Below are 18,318 nucleotides of genomic sequence, written 5' to 3'. Positions count from 1 at the left end.
CGCTCTGCGTGGTAATGCCTCCTGGGACGCTCAGCGTCCCCTAGAAAGAGGGCGCTTGTTTGCGACGTGTCCATTGGCTCAAGCGCTCTTGCAGCACCTGTGGGCTGTCGATTCCCTGTTGGCGAGCACGGCTGAACAGGATGAGCATCAGCTCTGCCGTGGCCAACGCATCGGCGCTGGCGTGATGGCGTTCGCCCACGTGCAACTTGAAGTGGTTGATCCAGTCGTCGAGCCCGGCCTCGCGAATATTCGCGTCGGGGCACAACAGCGGGGCGATGTCGGCTACATCGAGGAACGGATGGGCCAGCCGATAGCCCAGGCTGCTCTTAAGCGCCCGGCACAGCATGTGTTGGTCGAACGGCGCATGGAACGCCAGCAACGGGCTGTCGCCGACAAAGGCCATAAAATCCAGCAAGGCTTGCGCCGGGTCGCTGCCGGCGGCAATTGCACTGGGGCCGAGGCCATGGATCAGCACGCTGGGGCTGAGCTTGGTGTTGGGCTGTTGCAGGGTGCGTTCGAACATCTGCGAAAAATCCACCGCGCCATCCTCGATCACCACCGCGCCGATGGACAGCACTTGGTCGCGGTTGAGGTTCAGGCCGCTGGTTTCCAGGTCGACCACCACCCAACGTTGGCTGCGTAACGACCCTTCGCCCAGCAATGCGGGCTTGGGCAATTGTGCCAGCCGCTGCTGCTGAGCCGCGTCGAGCCCGGGCTTGTTCTTGCGCAGCCAACTGAACAGGCTCACAGCTGATACCGTAGCGTCAGGCTGCTTTGCAGGCGTTGGGCCTGGCGCAGGGATTCACGCAGGATGCGCCGGTCCAGGTGGTTGAGGCTGTCGGGGTCGACGCGGTTGGAATACGGCAGGTTCTCGCGGGTTTGCAGCTGATGCTGCTGCATGCGGGTTTGCTGGATAAAGTGATAGGCCTCCTCATAGGCAGCGCCATCCAGCGGCTCAATGACCTCCTTGACCACCAGTTGGCGCAGGCGCTCCAAGGTATTGTTGGCGTGGATACCGTTGGCCATGGCCAACAGGCGCGCGCCATCTACAAAGGGCGTAAGGCCCTGCACCTTGAGGTCGAGCGTGGCCTTTTCGGCGCCTTTGCGCGTCAGCACAAAGTCGCGGAAACGCCCGACCGGCGGGCGCTGGCGCAAGGCGTTCTCGGCCAGCATGCGTTGGAATAAGCGGTTATCGGCCACCTGATCCAGAATGCCCTGGCGCAGTTGCTCGCAACCGCGCTCGTCACCCCACACCACGCGCATATCGAAATAGATGCTCGACCCGAGCAGGTTCTCCGGCGTGGCTTCGCGGATAAAGGCACCAAAGCGCCGCGCCCATTCGGCCCGTGACAGGCACAGCTCGGGGTTGCCGGCCATGATATTGCCCTTGCACAGGCTGAAGCCGCACAACGCCAGGCTTTGGTTGATCTGCTGCGCCAGGGGCAGCAGGCGGCCGCGGATCTCGGCGGCTTCGGCGGCGTCCTTGGCTTCAAACAGGATGCCGTTGTCCTGGTCGGTAAACAGTGTTTGCTCGCGGCGCCCTTCGCTGCCGAAACACAGCCAGCTGAAGGGCACGTCAGGGTCACCTTTCTCGGCCAGAGTCAGCTCGATCACTCGGCACACAGTGTGGTCGTTGAGCAGGGTAATAATGTGGGTGATCTGAGTCGAGGAGGCACCATGGGCCAGCATGCGTTCGACCAGTTGGCCGATTTCACCGCGAATCGCCACCAGGTTTTCCACCCGGGGCGCGTTGCGAATGGTGCGGGCCAAGTGCACCAGGTCGACACGTTGCAGGGAAAACAGGTCGCGCTCGGACACCACGCCACACAGGCGCTGGTCTTTGACCAGGCAGACATGGGCGATGTGTCGCTCGGTCATGGCGATGGCGGCATCGAAAGCGCTGTGGTCCGGGCTTAAAAAGAACGGCGCCTGGGTCATATGGCCGGCGATGGCTTGATTGAAATCGCCGGTGCCATCGGCGACCACCTGGCGCAGGTCGCGCAAGGTGAAAATCCCCAGCGGCGCCTTGTGCTCGTCGACGATCACGATGCTGCCCACTTGTTGCTCATGCATCAGTGTCACTGCCTCGCGCAGCGGCGTGGTCGGGCTGCAGGTGACCGGGTGGCGCATGGCCAATTCACCCAGGCGGGTGTTCAGTGAATACTGGGTGCCCAGGGTTTCCACGGCCTTTTGCTGCACCTGCTGGTTGACCTGATCCAACAGGCTGCTGACTCCGCGCAGGGCAAAATCGCGAAACGGGCTGGAAAGGGCGAACAGCTTGATAAACGCCGGCTTGTTCAGTTGCAGGCAGAAGGTGTCTTCGGCGGCTTTGTGCTCGGTGCGTGTCGCACGCTCACCCAGCAACGCGGCAAGAGGGAAGCACTCGCCGGTGGTGATCTCGAAGGTGGCTTGCGTCGAGTCCGGCCGCTCGCCGACTACGCGGCCCTGCTTGACGATATAGAAGTGCTCCACCGGCCCGCCGGACGGTTTGAGAATGCTGTCGCCGGGGCCGTAGAAACGCAGCTGGCACTGTTCGACCAAGAACGCCAGGTGGGCGTTTTCCATCTGGTTGAACGGTGGGAAGCGTTGCAGGAATTGCAGGGTGCCGTGGATGTTCTGCAACACGGCGGTTTTTCCCGCGTGCGTGAAAGCATCAGCTTTACTCATAACAGTGACCGCAGTTTTTTTGTCGTTATCGTCCTGCATGGTCGACTCCCGCGCGGCGGGTGCCCATTGGACGTAAGTCTAGGTCTGGGCAAAACCATTCACGACTAGGGAAAAACCTTACATGACTATCGTCCAAACCCCGTAGAACGCCCACTAGGCAAACTTTCCGACGAAGTGCACATTGTTCGCCCTTCCGCAGATGTCTGACGAGTGTGCTGGGAGATTGAATAGAACTGCTGAGAAACGTATGTCCGACCACGATATTTTGAGTGATGCCGAGCGCGAGGCGCTGAGCGCCGTGATGCTGGAGCCCGATTTGCCGCCACAGCGGGTGTTGATTGTCGACGACGACAAGGACGCTCGTGAATTGCTTGCGGAGATCCTGGGTCTGGACGGCATTCGCTGCATGACCGCCGACAGTGGCGAGACAGCGTGGGATTTGTTGAGCTCCAGCAGTTCCATCGGTTTGCTGATCACCGATTTGCGCATGGCGCCGAGCAACGGCCTGCAATTGATTCGCAAAGTGCGCGAGTCAACCCGTGCGGCGTTGCCGATCATCATCATGTCGGGGGACGCGGAAGCGCCGGATGTGATTGATGCGATGCATTTGAGCGTGGTGGATTTTTTGCTCAAGCCGATTGATAGCGTGAAGTTGGCGAAGATGGTCAAGCGGGAATTGGGGATGGCGCAGTAGCTACCGCTGGTCAGCTTTACTCTTTACCTGTCAATGTTGACAGTTGGAAAGTTGAATAGGCTCTTGTCTACTGGATGAAGTGACGCGTAGAGATCGTTACTTTAAATACTCATTAGACGGGGTGATGGAAATGGCGACTGAAAGTTCGTTCAAAGGTTCGGCAATTCTAAAAGTTACCTATAAAGACAAACCGCACCTTGAGTTTAACTTTGATAAGGTTGAAGGGGCTGCAAACAATTTTGTTGCTTTTGACAATAAAGGCAAACCAGTCTTGCAAATTGTTTATCCTCATGACGTTAAAGACGGTGAAACCTATAAGTTTGACTACGCAGCAGATAATTCATGGGGGTTACAGTTCTACGGCGACGGAGACGCCCGCGGTTTGGCCGGGACAGTCACAGTGATTGTTACGGATGGCGGCGATCACCAAGCACTTACCATTACTGCTGTTTATGAAAAAGAAGTAGGTAAGAAATACGTGTTTGATGGGAAGGCTGATATCCAATACACCCCATGATGAAATCGGATAGATGAGTGTTATGCGTGGGCTTGAACTCCCTGATCCGCAGATCAGGGAGTTGTTTTCTAATTAAATACCGTTTTTCGCCTTATATTCCCGACGCCTGCGATGCAACACCGGCTCCGTATACCCATTCGGCTGCTTAGTCCCTTCAATCACCAACTCCACCGCCGCTTGAAACGCGATGTTGCTGTCGAAATCCGGTGCCAGCGGGCGATACAACGCGTCACCGGCATTCTGACGGTCCACCACCGGCGCCATGCGCTTGAGGCTTTCCATCACTTGGGCTTCGTTGACGATGCCGTGGCGCAGCCAGTTGGCGATGTGCTGGCTGGAGATGCGCAGGGTGGCGCGGTCTTCCATCAGGCCCACATCGTTGATGTCCGGCACTTTCGAGCAACCGACGCCCTGGTCGATCCAGCGCACTACATAACCGAGGATGCCCTGGGCGTTATTATCCAGTTCGTTGCGGATTTCTTCGTCAGACCAATCGGTGTTGCTGGCCAGAGGAATGGTCAGGATATCGTCTACCGAGGCGCGCTCGCGCTTGGCCAGTTCGGCCTGGCGGGCGAACACATCAACCTTGTGGTAGTGCAGCGCATGCAGCGCAGCCGCCGTCGGCGATGGCACCCAGGCGGTGTTGGCGCCGGCCAGTGGGTGAGCGATTTTCTGTTCGAGCATCGCCGCCATCAGGTCGGGCATGGCCCACATGCCTTTACCGATCTGTGCACGACCTTGCAGGCCGGTGCTCAAGCCGATATCGACGTTCCAGTTTTCGTAGGCACCGATCCATTTTTCCGCCTTCATGGCGGCCTTGCGCACCATCGCGCCAGCTTCCATGGAGGTGTGGATTTCATCGCCGGTGCGGTCGAGGAAGCCGGTGTTGATAAACACCACGCGCTCGCTGGCCGCCTTGATGCAGGCCTTGAGGTTGACCGTGGTGCGGCGCTCCTCGTCCATGATCCCGACTTTCAGCGTATTACGCGGCAGGTTCAACACGTCTTCGATGCGGCCGAACAGCTCATTGGTAAACGCTGCTTCTTCGGGGCCGTGCATCTTCGGTTTTACGATATAGACGGAACCGGTGCGGCTGTTCTTGCGGCTGCTGTTGCCGTTGAGGCTGTGGATCGCCGCCAGGCTGGTGAGCAGGCCGTCGAGGATACCTTCCGGTACTTCGTTGCCGTCTTTATCCAGGATCGCGTCGATGGTCATCAAGTGGCCAACGTTACGCACGAACAGCAGCGAACGGCCGTGCAGGGTCACGTCCTGGCCATCCACGCCGGTGTAGACGCGGTCGGCGTTCATGGTGCGGGTGAAGGTCTTGCCGCCCTTGGCCACTTCTTCGGCCAGGTCGCCTTTCATCAGGCCGAGCCAGTTGCGGTAGATCACCACTTTGTCATCGGCATCGACGGCGGCGACGGAGTCTTCGCAGTCCATGATGGTGGTCAGCGCGGCTTCCATCAGCACGTCTTTGACGCCGGCGGCGTCGGTCTGGCCGACCGGGGTGCTGGCGTCGATCTGGATTTCGAAGTGCAGGCCGTTGTGTTTAAGCAGGATCGCAATCGGCTCGGCCGCAGGGCCCTGGAAACCGATCAGTTGTGCGTCGTCGCGCAGGCCACTGTTGCTGCCGCCCTTGAGGCTGACGATGAGCTTGCCATCCACCATCTTGTAACCGGTGGAATCGACGTGGCTGCCGGCGGTGAGCGGCGCGGCTTCGTCGAGGAAAGCACGGGCGAAGGCAATTACCTTGTCGCCACGCACTTTGTTGTAACCCTTGCCCTTCTCGGCGCCGTCGGCTTCGCTGATGGCATCGGTGCCATACAGCGCGTCGTACAGCGAGCCCCAGCGTGCATTGGAGGCGTTGAGGGCGAAGCGGGCATTCATGACCGGCACCACCAGCTGCGGGCCGGCCATGCGGGCAATTTCGTCATCGACATTTTGGGTCGAGGCCTGGAAATCTGCAGCTTCTGGCAGCAGGTAACCGATATCTTGCAGGAAGGCTTTGTAGGCCACTGGGTCGTGGGCTTTGCCTGCGTGGGTCTGGTGCCAGGTGTCGATCCGCGCCTGGAAATCATCGCGTTTGGCGAGTAGGGCTTTGTTCTTCGGTGCCAGGTCGTGGATGACCTTGTCGGCGCCGGCCCAGAACTGGTCGGCAGTGATGCCGGTGCCGGGAATGGCTTCGTTGTTCACGAAGTCGAACAGGACTTTGGCGACCTGCAGGCCACCGACTTGAACGTGTTCAGTCATTGCTTGCCTCACTCTGCGGAGCTTATGCGCTGTTTCAGATTTTCATTATGTAGTGCACGGTTGGGCATACTACATGATGACTTGCGGTTGTGAAAATTAGACTAAATACGTCGTTTAGCGACTCATTTTGGTCGTACGGTCACAGCGGAGAATCGGATGTTCTCAAAAAACTATTGGATTGTTCCAGATAAATATAAAAATGGTACACGATTTGTTCCTGGCCGCTTCCGTAGGCAATGGCTTCATGTGGGAGCGGGCTTGCCCGCGATAGCGATAGCTCAGCCAACCGATGTGTAACTGACAGGCCCCAACGCGGCATAAATATCGACACAACTTTTGAAGGCAGCCAATTTCTCCTGTGGCGAGCAGGCTTGTCCTGCGTTGGGCTGCGAAGCAGCCCCAAACTCAGACGCTGAGTTCCAACAGGAAAATTGCAGTGCCTTTACTGGGGCCGCTTCGCAGCCCAACGCAGGACAAGCCTGCTCGCCACAACAGCCCACTTGCAACATACGCCCATCGCGGGCAAGCCCGCTCCCACAGGGTGTGTGCCTATAATCGATGATCAACCCACCGAGGGCTTCGCCATGGACCATCTTGTACTCACTATTATCGCCGCCGACAAACCCGGCCTGGTTGAACGCATTGCGCAGAACATTGCCGCCCACGGCGGTAACTGGCTGGAAAGCCGCATGGCGCACATGGCCGGGCAGTTTGCCGGGATTTTGCGGGTCAGCGTGCCGACGGAACAGCGTCAAGCCCTGGTCGGCGCGCTGGAGGACTTATCCACACATGGCATTCGTGTGCTGGTGGGCGAGGGCAGCAGCGGGCAGGCCTCGGCGTCCAAATCGATCATGATGACGTTGGTGGGCAATGACCGCGCAGGCATCGTGCGCGAAATCACGGCGCTATTGAGCAAACAAGGCGTGAACCTGGCGAGCCTGAGCACGGATGTGCGTCCGGCGCCCATGAGCGGTGATCCCTTGTTTAGCGCCGAAGCGTTGTTACAGGTGCCGGCCGCGTTGTCCCTGGATACCTTGCAGCTGTCCCTGGAAACCTTGGCCGATGATTTGATGGTGGAACTGCACCACGAGGAATAATCGGTCCACAAGGTTATGCATGGAAATCTTGCATGGGCCTGTGGATAACCTGTAGAGACCCGGCGCCAGGCCATGCCGGCCGGGCTTCTTCGTCGATTGAGCAAAAAACGAGCAGTTTCAATGGCTTGTGCACAAATGGCGGGGATCAGGGTGTGGATAACCTTGGGGTGAATGCCTGCAAGCCACGTGCACTGTGGCTTGCAGAGGTTTGTACGTTATTTGATCAGCGTTTGCGCACCGTCAGCCATGCATCCAGGCTGTAAACCACCAGGCCCGCCCAGATAAATGCGAAAGCAATCAGCGTGCTGGTCGCCAGGTGTTCACCGAACAGCAGCACCGCTTCCAACAGCACCAGCGTCGGCGCCACGTATTGCAAAAAGCCCAGTGCGGTGTAGGGCAAATGCCGTGCGGCGGCGTTGAAACACACCAGCGGAATCAGCGTAACCGGGCCTGCGGCCACCAGCCACCAGGCTTCGGAGGTGCTCCAAAATTCAAGCTGCGCACTATGGGCCGACGGGTTGAACAACAACCAGGCGACGGCGATCGGCACCAGCATCCAGGTTTCCACCACCAGCCCTGGCAGCGCCTTGACCGGCGCCTGTTTGCGGATCAAACCGTAAAAGCCGAAGGTCAACGCCAGCACCAGCGACACCCACGGCAGACTGCCGACTTGCCACACTTGCTGCGCCACACCCACCGCCGCCAGCCCGACGGCGATCCATTGCAGGCGGCGCAGGCGCTCGCCCAGGATCAGCATGCCCAGCAGTACATTCACCAACGGGTTGATGTAGTAACCCAGGCTCGCTTCCAGCATGCGCCCGCTGTTCACCGACCACACATAGGTCAGCCAGTTGGCCGCAATCAACGAACCGCTGAGTGCCAGAATCGCCAGGCGCTTGGGGTTGTCGCGCAGTTCACGGAACCAGCCGGGGTGCTTCCACACCATCAACAGCAAACCGCCGAACAGCGCCGACCACAAGACGCGGTGCACGATGATTTCGGCGGCGGGAACACTGGCGATGGCTTTGAAATAAAGTGGGAAAAGACCCCAGATGACATAGGCACTCAGGCCCAGGATGTACCCTTTGCGGGGGTTGGCGGCGTGCATTGCAGAATCCTTGCTCAGGCAGCTTACAAAGCGCGATTGTAAGGATTTTTGTCAGGCAAGGCAGGGGCTTTTCTGTGGGAGCTGGCTTGCCTGCGATGAAATCACCTTAGTACCACTGATACACCGAGTTGTCTGAATCGCAGGCAAGCCAGCTCCCACACCGGTGGTGTACTGCTCTTTAGAAGAGTTTGAGGGGTTCTTCATTGAGCGCCGACAGTTGCTCACGCAACGCCAACACCTGGTCGCCCCAATACCGCTCGCTGCCAAACCACGGAAAGCTGTGGGGGAATGCCGGGTCATCCCAGCGCCGGGCCAGCCAGGCGCTGTAGTGCATCAGGCGCAAGGCGCGCAGGGGTTCGATCAAGGCCAGTTCGCGTGGGTCGAAGTCGTGGAACTCCTGGTAGCCGTCCATCAATTCCGACAGCTGGCCCAGGCATTCCTGACGGTCGCCCGCGAGCATCATCCACAGGTCCTGCACGGCCGGGCCCATGCGGCAGTCGTCCAGGTCGACGATGTGGAACATCTCGTCGCGGCACATCATGTTGCCGGGGTGGCAGTCACCGTGCATGCGGATGTTCTTGTGCGGTGTGGCCTTGTACACCTCTTCCACGCGCTTGAGCAGGTCGCGCGCGACAGACTCGTAAGCGGGCAGCAGGCTTTTGGGAATGAAATTGCCTTCAAGCAAGGTGTTGAGGGAATCGTGACCGAAGTTCTTCACACCCAAGGCTTCGCGGTGTTCAAACGGGCGGGTGGACCCCACCGCGTGTAAACGGCCGAGCAATTGCCCGAGGCGATACAGCTGATCCAGGTTGCCCGGCTCCGGCGCCCGACCGCCACGGCGTGGGAACAGGGTGAAGCGAAAGCCCGCGTGTTCGAACAGGCTTTCGCCGTTATGCACCAGCGGTGCAACCACCGGCACTTCGCACTCGGCCAGTTCGAAGGTGAAGCGGTGTTCTTCCAGGATCGCTTCGTTGGTCCAGCGCTGCGGGCGGTAGAATTTGGCGATCAGCGGCTCGGAGTCTTCGATGCCCACCTGATACACGCGGTTTTCGTAGCTGTTAAGCGCCAACACGCGCGCGTCGCTGAGAAAGCCGATGCTTTCGACGGCGTCGAGTACTAAATCGGGGGTGAGTGTTTCAAACGGGTGGGCCATGCGAACTCCTGCGCGCAGCAGGGCGCCGCGTCCGGCCGGGTATGGTAACGCACCAACGCTGAGATAGGTGGCGACTGTGCCATTGCCATCGCAGGCAAGCCAGCTCCCACACTTGAGCGTGGAATGCGCTCAAAGGTGGGAGCTGGCTTGCCTGCGATGAGGCCCTGTCAGGCGCCGACTATCCCACCATCATCCCGCCGAATCGCCATCACCGACGAGCGCGGCTTGCCGTTTGGCAGATGCTCCGGCCAGGTCGAACCCCCGGTTTCCCCCGGATGCTGAATCCCCACAAACAGGGTCTTCTGGTCCGGCGAAAAGCTGATACCCGTGACCTCGCACGCCACTGGCCCGACCATGAAGCGGCGGATTTCCCCGGTGTTGGGGTCGGCGCACAGCATCTGGTTATTGCCCATGCCGGCGAAGTCGCCCTTGTTGCTGTAGTCGCCGTCGGTGAGGATCCACAAGCGCCCGGCCTTGTCGAACCCCAGGCCGTCGGGACTGTTGAACATGTTTTGCGGGTTGATGTTGGACGAGCCGCCTTTTGGCGTGCCGGCATGCACACCTGGGTTGCCGGCCACCACAAACAAATCCCAGGTGAAGGTGTTGGCGCCGTGGTTATCCGCGTCGGCTTTCCAGCGCAGGATCTGGCCATACACGTTTTTCTCACGCGGATTCGGCCCGCCCACCGGCTGGCCGTCTTCACCGCGCTTGGCGTTGTTGGTGAGCGTGCAATACACCTGGCCGTCGGTGGGGCTGACCACGATCCATTCCGGGCGGTCCATGCGTGTGGCTTTCACCACACTGGCGGCCAGGCGCGCGTGGATCAGCACTTCGGCCTGGCTGGCAAAACCCGAGCTGGCGTCGATGCCGTTTTTGCCGTGGGTGAGTTCGACCCATTCGCCTTTGCCCTTGGGGTGGTCGGCATTGCCGTCGCCGGCATCGAAAATCGCCACGTACAGGGTGCCGTGGTCGAGCAGGTTCTTGTTGGCTTTGGGGTTGTGGTGGTTGATCGGATCGCGGCTGACGAACTTGTAGATGAACTCGCCACGCTCGTCGTCGCCCATGTACACCACGGCGCGGCCATCACGGGTTTCTGCCAGTGCGGCGTTTTCGTGTTTGAAGCGGCCCAGGGCAGTGCGCTTGACCGGTGTGGATTGCGGGTCGAACGGGTCGATTTCCACCACCCAGCCGTGGCGATTGAGTTCGTTGGGGTTCTTGGCCATGTCGAAGCGCGGGTCGTGCAGGTGCCAATTGATCTCGCGGCTGGCGGCCACCACGCCGTAGCGCTTTTGCCCGGCGTCGAAGCTTTGTTGCGGGTTGCTGCTGCCAAAGCAGTCGGTGAAGTTCTCTTCGCAGGTCAGGTAAGTGCCCCATGGCGTCTTGCCGTTGGCGCAGTTCTGGAAGGTGCCAAGGGCTTTTTTGCCGGTTTTGTCGGCGCTGGTTTTCAGCCAGGCATGGCCGGCAGCGGGGCCACCCAGGCGGATCGGCGAGTTACCGTGGATGCGGCGGTTGTAGCGCGAGTCCTGCACGAACTGCCAGGTGTCGCCCTTGCGCCGTACCTCAATCACCGATACACCTTCGCTGGCCTGGGCCTTGCGCACGTCTTCAGCCGATTGCGGCGCGCCGCCATGGGCGTAGAGGTAGCGGTAGTTGGTGTATTCGTTGTTGATCGCCATCAGCGCACGGTTGTTGTCACCGGGGAAGGCGAACAGGCTCATGCCGTCGTTGTTGTCACCGAACTGCTGTTCCTGAGCCTTGGCAGTACCATTGCCGGACGGGTCGAAGGCTGGCGCGTTCTTGTGCAGCGGCTGGCCCCAACTGATCAGTACCGAGGCGGAGTAACCCGGCGGCAAGGTGATGGCGTCGCTGGTGGCCGCAGCGATGCTGGCAAAGCCCAGCAAGGGGCTGGCGGTGGCAGCGTTCACGGCCATTGCGCTGCGCGTGAGCAGGTTGCCACCCAGGAACATCGCGGCACCGCACAGGGCGCCGGCGCCGATAAAACGGCGGCGGGTGAGGCCGACCATCTGTTCAAGGTCGGTGGCTTGGTTTTCTTCTAATAGGCTCATTTCAGGCTCCCTGCGGTTTTTGCAGACACCTTAAGGAGCGCTCGTGACGAATTTGTTGCAGCTTAAAGATGGCGGGCGCCTAAACCGGTGTGCCGAGCAGCACATTGCTGGGTGAGAATTGCACCTGGACTTGGCCGCCTTCGACGACACCCATTGCCTGGAGCGCGGCGGGCTGCGCCAGGGCGCATAAAACCTGGCCGTTGGGCAGTGTGATGCGCACTTCGCTGGGGCCGTCATCGGCGTCGAGAATCGTCTCGATCACACCGCTCACGCAATTGTGTCCAGGTGTTGCAGCCTGCCCGATGGCGAGCAATTCCAGCCATCCGGCCTTGATCAAGGCGACCACTTCAACGCCGGTCTCCAGCTCCAGCCGCTGCGTGCTGTCGTGAGTGATCTGCGCACTCAGGCTCAAGCCGCCCGAGAGTTGCAGGCGAATCAAGTCATTGCGGCCCTGGTGTTCGATGGCGCTGACCTGGCCGTGCAGTTGGTTGCGCGCGCTGGTGCGCAACATCAGGCGACCGAGCAGGTTGAAGTCGCTCGCGTCCTCATCCGAACCCAGCACCTCGGCCTGCAACACTTGCAGGCGTTGGTACAGGCGCAGCACGCGCTCACCTTCGGCCGTCAGCTTGGCGCCGCCGCCGCCTTTGCCGCCGACGCTGCGCTCCACCAGCGGCTTTTGCGCCAGGTTGTTCAACTCGTCGATCGCATCCCACGCGGCCTTGTAACTCAGGCCAGCGCTCTTGGCCGCGCGGGTAATCGAGCCCTGCTCGGCAATATGCGCCAACAGGGCGATGCGCTGGGGGCGGCGGATGATGTGTTGGCTGAGGGAGGTCGGCAGAGACATGTGGATACGCTTCGATAAGGTCAGCGGACGTTGCAGGCGCGGCGCACGCGAGTCAAGTCATGAGCCTGGTTTTGGCGTGCGGGCCAGACAGTACACATCGACCTGACGAGCGCCAGCGTCCATCAATAGGCGGGCCAGGCTGTGGGCGGTGGCGCCGGTGGTGAGTACGTCGTCCACCAGCGCAAAGTGGCGGCCCTGCACCTGGGCGCCGGGTGCCAGCGCAAACGCGGTGAGCAGGTTGCGTTGGCGGGTCTTGGCGTCGAGGGCTTGTTGCGCGACGGTTTCATGGGGGCGTAACAACAGGTGTTCATCGTGTGGGAGGTCGAGGTCTTCGCTGAGCCAGCGGGCCAACATCAACGATTGGTTGAAGCCGCGCTCACGCAGACGCTTGCGCGCCATGGGCACCGGCAGCAGGCAGTCGGGGCGGGTGAGTGCGGTGTTGTCGAAACGGTGTTGCAGATACTGGCCCAGCAAGTGTGCGAGCAGATGACCCAGTGGCCAGCGCGACTGGTGTTTGAAGCGGCTGATAAGGGTGTCGACGGGGAAACCGTAGGTCCAGGGTGCGATCACCTGTTTATAGGCAGGCGGCTTTTTTTGACAGGGGCCGCAAATCAAACCCTCCATCGGCAGGGGCAGGGCGCACACCTCGCAATGCTCCAGCAGCCAGGGCAGCTCGGTTTCGCAGGCGTTGCACACAGTGTGGTTGGAGTTTGTTGCTTCATCGCAAATTAAACAGGTCTGGTTGTTTTCTAACCAAATGTAAACCTGATGTTTGTATCTGAGTTGACAGTGCATGAATCTTCCTTAAATATGCCGAGCATCCGTGTCGTGACTGACTGTGGGTATTGCGGGTATTGCCGGTATTGCCGGTATTGCCCTTCCCACAGCGTAAGCCCAAGCATAATCAAGGAATCGCCCATGAGCGCCAGCACCTCTGCCACCCTGCGTCACGATTGGTCTTTAGCCGAAGTCAAAGCGCTGTTTGTGCAACCCTTCAACGACCTGTTGTTCCAGGCGCAGACCGTGCACCGCGCGCATTTCGACGCCAACCGCGTGCAGGTCTCGACCTTGCTGTCGATCAAAACCGGCGCCTGCCCGGAAGATTGCAAATATTGTCCGCAGTCGGGCCACTACAACACCGGTCTGGAAAAAGAAAAGCTGATGGAGGTGCAGAAGGTCCTCGAAGAGGCCGCTCGCGCCAAAGCCATCGGTTCGACGCGCTTCTGCATGGGCGCCGCCTGGAAGCACCCGTCGGCCAAAGACATGCCCTACGTGCTGCAGATGGTCAAAGGCGTGAAGGCCATGGGCCTGGAAACCTGCATGACCCTCGGCCGTCTCGACCAGGACCAGACCGAAGCCCTGGCCCAGGCCGGCCTGGACTACTACAACCACAACCTCGACACCTCGCCTGAGTTCTACGGCAGCATCATCACCACCCGCACTTACGGCGAGCGCCTGCAAACCCTGGCGTACGTGCGTGATTCGGGGATGAAGATCTGCTCGGGCGGCATCCTCGGCATGGGCGAGTCCCTCGACGACCGCGCCAACCTGCTGATCCAACTGGCCAACCTGCCGGAGCATCCGGAGTCGGTGCCGATCAACATGCTGGTGAAAGTCGCCGGTACGCCGCTGGAAAACGCCGAAGACATCGACCCGTTTGACTTTATCCGCATGCTCGCCGTGGCGCGCATCCTGATGCCGCAATCCCATGTGCGCTTGTCGGCCGGCCGTGAAGCGATGAACGAGCAGATGCAGGCCCTGGCGTTTTTCGCCGGTGCCAACTCGATCTTCTACGGCGACAAGTTGCTGACCACCGCCAACCCGCAGGCCGACAAGGACATGCAACTGTTCTCGCGCCTGGGAATCTTGCCGGAGGCGCGTGAAGAGCACGCCGATGAAGTGCATCAGGCAGCGATTGAGCAGGCGTTGGTGGAGCAGAAGAGCAGCGAGCAGTTCTATAACGCGGTGGTTTAACGCCTCTCTCCACATTTGAAACGCAATCCAACTGTGGGAGCTGGCTTGCCTGCGATAGCGGTCTTCCAGACATATTGATACTGAATGTGCTGCCGTCATCGCAGGCAAGCCAGCTCCCACATTGGATCGGGTTCAACCTGAACTGCCGAGGCCTGCATGTCTTTTGATCTCGCCGCGCGCCTCGCTGCCCGCCGGGCCGAACACCTTTATCGCCAACGCCCTTTGCTTGAGAGCCCGCAAGGCCCGCAAGTGGTGGTGGATGGCCAGCCGCTGCTGGCATTCTGCAACAACGACTACCTGGGCCTGGCCAATCACCCGCAAGTGATCGAAGCCTGGCGCGCCGGGGCCTCCCGATGGGGCGTGGGCGGTGGCGCTTCGCACCTGGTGATCGGCCATGCCACGCCGCACCATGAGCTGGAAGAAGCACTGGCCGACCTCACCGGACGCCCGCGTGCACTGCTGTTTACCACCGGCTATATGGCCAACCTGGGCGCGGTCACCGCGTTGGTGGGGCAGGGCGATACGGTGCTGGAGGACCGGCTCAACCACGCCTCGCTGCTGGACGCCGGCCTGTTGTCCGGGGCGCGTTTCAACCGCTATCTGCATAACGACGCCAGCAGCCTGGCCAAACGCCTGGAGAAGGCGACCGGCAATACGTTGGTGGTCACCGATGGTGTGTTCAGCATGGACGGCAATCTGGCCGACCTGCCTGCGCTGGCCCGTGAGGCACGCGCCAAAGGCGCCTGGTTGATGGTCGATGACGCCCATGGCTTCGGCCCGTTGGGCGCAAACGGTGGCGGCATCGTCGAGCATTTCGGCTTGAGCCAGGAAGACGTGCCGGTATTGGTCGGCACCCTCGGTAAAGCGTTCGGCACCGCCGGAGCGTTTGTGGCGGGCAGTGAAGAGCTGATCGAAAGCCTGATCCCGTTCGCCCGCCCCTACATCTACACCACCAGCCAGCCACCGGCATTGGCCTGCGCCACTTTGAAAAGCCTGGAGCTGCTGCGTACCGAGCACTGGCGGCGTGAGCACCTCAATGGTCTGATCCGCCAGTTCCGCCAGGGCGCCGAGCAGCTTGGCCTGCGGTTGATGGACAGCTTCACGCCGATCCAGCCGATCCTGATTGGCGACAGCGCCACCGCCATGCGCCTGTCGCAGATGCTGCGCGAGCGCGGCCTGATGGTGACAGCCATCCGCCCACCGACTGTGCCGGCCGGCAGTGCGCGTTTGCGCGTGACACTGACAGCGGCCCACAGCGCGGCCCAGGTGCAGCTATTGTTAAACGCATTGGAAGCGTGTTTCCGGTTGTTAAGTATTACGGAGCCCGACCATGCGTGATCGACTGGTATTACTGCCCGGTTGGGGGCTCGGCGTTTCACCGCTGGAGCCTTTGGCTGGCGCCTTGCAGGGTTTGGACGAACACCTGCAAGTGCATATCGAACCGTTGCCGGTGCTGGCTTCCAGCGATCTGGATGAATGGCTCGACGAACTCGACGCCACACTGCCGGACAACGCCTGGTTGGGCGGCTGGTCCCTGGGCGGCATGCTCGCTTCCGAGTTGGCGGCGCGGCGCGGCGAGCGCTGCTGCGGGCTGCTGACATTGGCGAGCAACCCGTGTTTTGTCGCCCATCAAGGCTGGCCCAGTGCGATGCCTGCCGAGACGTTCGATGCGTTCCTCGCGGGTTGCCATGCCGATTCTCAGGTCACGCTCAAACGCTTTGGCCTGCTGTGTGCCAAGGGCGCTGCAGACCCGCGAGGGCTGTCGCGCCTGTTGGTCAGCGGGGCGCCGAATACGTTGTCGAGTGTGTTGATGCCGGGCCTGGAACTGCTTGCTCAACTGGATACCCGCGCCGCTTTGCAAGCGTTTCGTGGCCCGCAACTGCACCTGTTTGCGGGGTTGGACGGTTTAGTGCCCGCTGAAGCCGCGAGTGATCTATTGGCCCTGCTGCCCGATGTAGAAATCGGCCTGATTGAACAGGCCGGTCACGCTTTTCTTCTGGAAGACCCTCACGGTGTAGCGGGGGCCATCCAGGCTTTTTTGCATGAGTGTGTTGATGACTGATTTATCCCAGCCAACGCTGCCGGGCGGTTTGCCGGACAAGCGCCAGGTGGCGGCCTCGTTTTCCCGCGCAGCAGCCAGCTACGACAGCGTCGCCGAGTTGCAGCGCGCAGTCGGGCATGCGCTGATGTCCCGCTTGCCGGCGGCCCTCGCGCCCCGGCGCTGGCTGGATGTAGGCTGCGGCACGGGTTATTTCAGCCGTGCACTGGGCGAACTGTTGCCTGCAAGCCAAGGCGTAGCGCTGGATATTGCCGAGGGCATGCTCAACCATGCGCGGCCTTTAGGGGGCGCGCAGCACTTTATTGCGGGGGATGCAGAACGCTTGCCGCTGGCAACTGAGAGCTTCCAGCTGCTGTTCTCCAGCCTGGCGGTGCAGTGGTGCGCGAATTTCTACGCGGTGCTCAGTGAGGCCTGTCGTGTGCTGCAACCCGGGGGCGTCTTCGCATTTGCGAGCCTGTGCGTGGGCACCCTGGACGAGTTGCGCCAAAGCTGGCGTGCGGCGGATGGCCTGGTTCACGTCAACCGCTTCCGCACCTTCGAGGCTTACCAACAGCTGTGTGCTGCCAGCGGTTTGCGGGTGCTGAGCCTGGAGCGCCAGCCTCACGTGTTGCATTACCCGGATGTGCGCAGCCTGACCCACGAACTCAAGGCGTTGGGCGCGCATAACCTCAACCCCGGTCGCCCGGGAGGGTTGACGGGGCGCGCGCGGATTGTTGCACTGGTGCACGCTTACGAGCAGTTCCGCCAGGCCCAGGGCCTGCCCGCCACGTACCAAGTGGTGTACGCCGTACTGGAGAAACCGTTATGAGCGCCGCTTATTTCATCACCGGCACCGATACCGATGTGGGCAAAACCACCATCGCCGCCGGGCTGCTGCATGCCGCGCGGCTGGCGGGTAAAAGCACCGCCGCCGGAAAACCGGTGGCCTCAGGCTGCCAGCTCACCCCAAAAGGTTTGCGCAACGCCGACGCCTTGGCACTGCTGGCCGAATGTTCGCTGCCGTTGACCTATGCCGAGGTCAACCCGGTGGCCTTTGAACCCGCGATTGCGCCGCACCTGGCCGCGCGGGAGGCGGGTGTGGCGCTCACGGTGCAATCACTGTTGAAGCCGATGCAGCACATACTCGCGCAACACGCGGATTTCACCTTGATCGAAGGCGCAGGCGGCTGGCGGGTGCCGTTGGCCGATCAGGACAACCTGTCGGACCTGGCCATGGCGCTCAAGCTGCCGGTGATCCTGGTGGTGGGCGTGCGTCTGGGCTGTATCAGCCATGCGCTGCTCACCGCCGAAGCCATCGCGCGGGACGGTTTGCCGTTGGCGGGTTGGGTGGCAAATATCATCGACCCCAAGACCTCTCGTCTGGAAGAGAACCTCGCCACCCTGGCTGAGCGGTTGCCTGCGCCGTGCCTGGGGCGGGTGCCAAAGCTCAAGCAGGCCAGCGCGAAAGTGGTGGCCGAGTACCTGGAGTTGGACCTGCTTGACTGATTTTGGCTATCGCTAAGGCATTATGCCATTAGTGTTTTTGACGGGCGTTTTGCCAGGATGTCTGCTTCAATTCAAGTTCACGATTCTCTAAAGGCAGGCTTACGCCATGGAAATCTCTGGAAGCAGCGCGTTTTATTCGGGGCTGAGCACTATTCAGGCCGGGCAGAACCGCGTCGACCAGGCCGCCGGCAAAATTGCCGGCGCCGCGACGACCCAGCCCTCGGATGCACAAAGTGATCGTCTGCAAGCCAACGATCGCGCCCAGCCGTCCAACTCGGCGAGCAACATGGTCGAAATGGCCCAAGGCAAGTTTCAAGTGGAGCTGGGCGCGAAAGTTGCCAAGGCTTCGGATGAAATGCTTGGCACGTTGATCGACACCTACGCTTAACTTTCTATCGGCACAC

Annotated in this window: 17 protein-coding genes; 9 read left to right on the top strand and 8 right to left on the bottom strand. The window is 60.8% G+C overall.

All coding sequences use genetic code 11. The features are described 5' to 3' along the window. Positions 1-40: 40 nt before the first annotated feature. Positions 41-748 (bottom strand): 3'-5' exonuclease, encoded by a 708-nt coding sequence (locus tag GIW48_RS23500; RefSeq protein ID WP_177034675.1) that lies wholly within the window; start codon positions 746-748, stop codon positions 41-43. Next, positions 745-2,667 carry a putative nucleotidyltransferase substrate binding domain-containing protein gene (locus GIW48_RS23495; RefSeq protein ID WP_236460409.1) on the bottom strand — a complete coding sequence of 641 codons (1,923 nt, stop codon included), beginning with the start codon at positions 2,665-2,667 and terminating at the stop codon, positions 745-747. Before GIW48_RS23495 ends, GIW48_RS23500 begins: the two co-directional genes overlap by 4 nt. Before the next feature lie 247 nt (positions 2,668-2,914). On the opposite strand from GIW48_RS23495, the gene GIW48_RS23490 reads away from it, so the two are divergent. Both GIW48_RS23490 and GIW48_RS23485 read left to right on the top strand, forming a co-directional pair. Beyond that, positions 2,915-3,361: a response regulator gene (locus GIW48_RS23490; RefSeq protein ID WP_017138015.1), complete on the top strand. Its 447-nt coding sequence runs from the start codon at positions 2,915-2,917 to the stop codon at positions 3,359-3,361. A gap of 130 nt (positions 3,362-3,491) precedes the next feature. Beyond that, positions 3,492-3,878, top strand: coding sequence for a hypothetical protein (locus tag GIW48_RS23485; protein WP_099550401.1), 387 nt, complete (start codon positions 3,492-3,494; stop codon positions 3,876-3,878). A 72-nt stretch (positions 3,879-3,950) separates the two neighbouring features. Here GIW48_RS23485 and GIW48_RS23480 read toward each other — a convergent pair whose 3' ends face one another. Beyond that, the gene (locus GIW48_RS23480; RefSeq protein ID WP_236446049.1) at positions 3,951-6,128 is read right to left on the bottom strand and encodes a malate synthase G; all 2,178 of its coding nucleotides are present in this window, start codon (positions 6,126-6,128) and stop codon (positions 3,951-3,953) included. Between the two features lie 584 nt (positions 6,129-6,712). Between GIW48_RS23480 and GIW48_RS23475 the strand changes: the two genes are divergently transcribed. Continuing rightward, positions 6,713-7,225 (top strand): glycine cleavage system protein R, encoded by a 513-nt coding sequence (locus tag GIW48_RS23475; RefSeq protein WP_017138018.1) that lies wholly within the window; start codon positions 6,713-6,715, stop codon positions 7,223-7,225. 223 nt (positions 7,226-7,448) lie between these two features. Here GIW48_RS23475 and rarD read toward each other — a convergent pair whose 3' ends face one another. The 5 genes from rarD to GIW48_RS23450 form a co-directional block, all read right to left on the bottom strand. Next, complete coding sequence (rarD, locus tag GIW48_RS23470; RefSeq protein WP_017138019.1) at positions 7,449-8,333, bottom strand: EamA family transporter RarD; 885 nt, start codon at positions 8,331-8,333, stop codon at positions 7,449-7,451. A 178-nt stretch (positions 8,334-8,511) separates the two neighbouring features. Next, complete coding sequence (locus GIW48_RS23465) at positions 8,512-9,486, bottom strand: serine/threonine protein kinase (RefSeq protein WP_056857817.1); 975 nt, start codon at positions 9,484-9,486, stop codon at positions 8,512-8,514. A gap of 167 nt (positions 9,487-9,653) precedes the next feature. After that, positions 9,654-11,552 (bottom strand): PhoX family protein, encoded by a 1,899-nt coding sequence (locus GIW48_RS23460; RefSeq protein ID WP_017138021.1) that lies wholly within the window; start codon positions 11,550-11,552, stop codon positions 9,654-9,656. A gap of 79 nt (positions 11,553-11,631) precedes the next feature. Beyond that, a complete protein-coding gene (locus tag GIW48_RS23455) occupies positions 11,632-12,396 on the bottom strand; it encodes a TOBE domain-containing protein (RefSeq protein ID WP_138451637.1) in 765 nt (254 codons plus the stop codon). Between the two features lie 57 nt (positions 12,397-12,453). Then, positions 12,454-13,191, bottom strand: coding sequence for a ComF family protein (locus GIW48_RS23450; protein WP_138451640.1), 738 nt, complete (start codon positions 13,189-13,191; stop codon positions 12,454-12,456). Positions 13,192-13,314: 123 nt separating this feature from the next. On the opposite strand from GIW48_RS23450, the gene bioB reads away from it, so the two are divergent. From bioB to GIW48_RS23420, 6 genes are all read left to right on the top strand, one after another. Beyond that, positions 13,315-14,370 carry a biotin synthase BioB gene (gene bioB, locus GIW48_RS23445; RefSeq protein WP_017138024.1) on the top strand — a complete coding sequence of 352 codons (1,056 nt, stop codon included), beginning with the start codon at positions 13,315-13,317 and terminating at the stop codon, positions 14,368-14,370. A 156-nt stretch (positions 14,371-14,526) separates the two neighbouring features. Next, entirely contained in the window at positions 14,527-15,708 is a 1,182-nt protein-coding gene (gene bioF / locus GIW48_RS23440; RefSeq protein WP_236490680.1) for an 8-amino-7-oxononanoate synthase, read from the top strand. Beyond that, on the top strand, positions 15,701-16,432 hold the full coding sequence (locus GIW48_RS23435; RefSeq protein ID WP_176991594.1) for an alpha/beta fold hydrolase: 732 nt from the start codon (positions 15,701-15,703) through the stop codon (positions 16,430-16,432). The genes bioF and GIW48_RS23435 overlap by 8 nt, the downstream gene beginning before the upstream one ends. Next, positions 16,425-17,237: a malonyl-ACP O-methyltransferase BioC gene (bioC, locus tag GIW48_RS23430; protein ID WP_236460411.1), complete on the top strand. Its 813-nt coding sequence runs from the start codon at positions 16,425-16,427 to the stop codon at positions 17,235-17,237. The genes GIW48_RS23435 and bioC overlap by 8 nt, the downstream gene beginning before the upstream one ends. Further along, positions 17,234-17,914: a dethiobiotin synthase gene (bioD, locus tag GIW48_RS23425; RefSeq protein ID WP_017138028.1), complete on the top strand. Its 681-nt coding sequence runs from the start codon at positions 17,234-17,236 to the stop codon at positions 17,912-17,914. The genes bioC and bioD overlap by 4 nt, the downstream gene beginning before the upstream one ends. A gap of 106 nt (positions 17,915-18,020) precedes the next feature. Then, positions 18,021-18,302 (top strand): hypothetical protein, encoded by a 282-nt coding sequence (locus GIW48_RS23420; RefSeq protein WP_017138029.1) that lies wholly within the window; start codon positions 18,021-18,023, stop codon positions 18,300-18,302. The last annotated feature ends 16 nt before the right edge of the window (positions 18,303-18,318 follow it).

It is taken from the genome of Pseudomonas sp. PA-6-3C (genome assembly GCF_021605825.1).
In the GTDB taxonomy this organism is placed as follows: Bacteria; Pseudomonadota; Gammaproteobacteria; order Pseudomonadales; family Pseudomonadaceae; genus Aquipseudomonas; species Aquipseudomonas edaphica.
This window is presented reverse-complemented; position numbering and strand designations above follow the sequence as displayed.

Bases quoted from the DNA above. Each gene is read 5' to 3' on its own strand.
- GIW48_RS23490 (WP_017138015.1), top strand. From the start codon at position 2,915: ATGTCCGACCACGATATTTTGAGTGATGCCGAGCGCGAGGCGCTGAGC.
- GIW48_RS23460 (WP_017138021.1), bottom strand. From the start codon at position 11,552: ATGAGCCTATTAGAAGAAAACCAAGCCACCGACCTTGAACAGATGGTC.
- GIW48_RS23495 (WP_236460409.1), bottom strand. From the start codon at position 2,667: ATGAGTAAAGCTGATGCTTTCACGCACGCGGGAAAAACCGCCGTGTTG.
- GIW48_RS23480 (WP_236446049.1), bottom strand. From the start codon at position 6,128: ATGACTGAACACGTTCAAGTCGGTGGCCTGCAGGTCGCCAAAGTCCTG.
- bioD (WP_017138028.1), top strand. From the start codon at position 17,234: ATGAGCGCCGCTTATTTCATCACCGGCACCGATACCGATGTGGGCAAA.
- rarD (WP_017138019.1), bottom strand. From the start codon at position 8,333: ATGCACGCCGCCAACCCCCGCAAAGGGTACATCCTGGGCCTGAGTGCC.
- GIW48_RS23475 (WP_017138018.1), top strand. From the start codon at position 6,713: ATGGACCATCTTGTACTCACTATTATCGCCGCCGACAAACCCGGCCTG.
- GIW48_RS23455 (WP_138451637.1), bottom strand. From the start codon at position 12,396: ATGTCTCTGCCGACCTCCCTCAGCCAACACATCATCCGCCGCCCCCAG.
- GIW48_RS23465 (WP_056857817.1), bottom strand. From the start codon at position 9,486: ATGGCCCACCCGTTTGAAACACTCACCCCCGATTTAGTACTCGACGCC.
- GIW48_RS23435 (WP_176991594.1), top strand. From the start codon at position 15,701: ATGCGTGATCGACTGGTATTACTGCCCGGTTGGGGGCTCGGCGTTTCA.
- bioB (WP_017138024.1), top strand. From the start codon at position 13,315: ATGAGCGCCAGCACCTCTGCCACCCTGCGTCACGATTGGTCTTTAGCC.
- GIW48_RS23420 (WP_017138029.1), top strand. From the start codon at position 18,021: ATGGAAATCTCTGGAAGCAGCGCGTTTTATTCGGGGCTGAGCACTATT.
- GIW48_RS23450 (WP_138451640.1), bottom strand. From the start codon at position 13,191: ATGCACTGTCAACTCAGATACAAACATCAGGTTTACATTTGGTTAGAA.
- bioC (WP_236460411.1), top strand. From the start codon at position 16,425: ATGACTGATTTATCCCAGCCAACGCTGCCGGGCGGTTTGCCGGACAAG.
- GIW48_RS23485 (WP_099550401.1), top strand. From the start codon at position 3,492: ATGGCGACTGAAAGTTCGTTCAAAGGTTCGGCAATTCTAAAAGTTACC.
- bioF (WP_236490680.1), top strand. From the start codon at position 14,527: ATGTCTTTTGATCTCGCCGCGCGCCTCGCTGCCCGCCGGGCCGAACAC.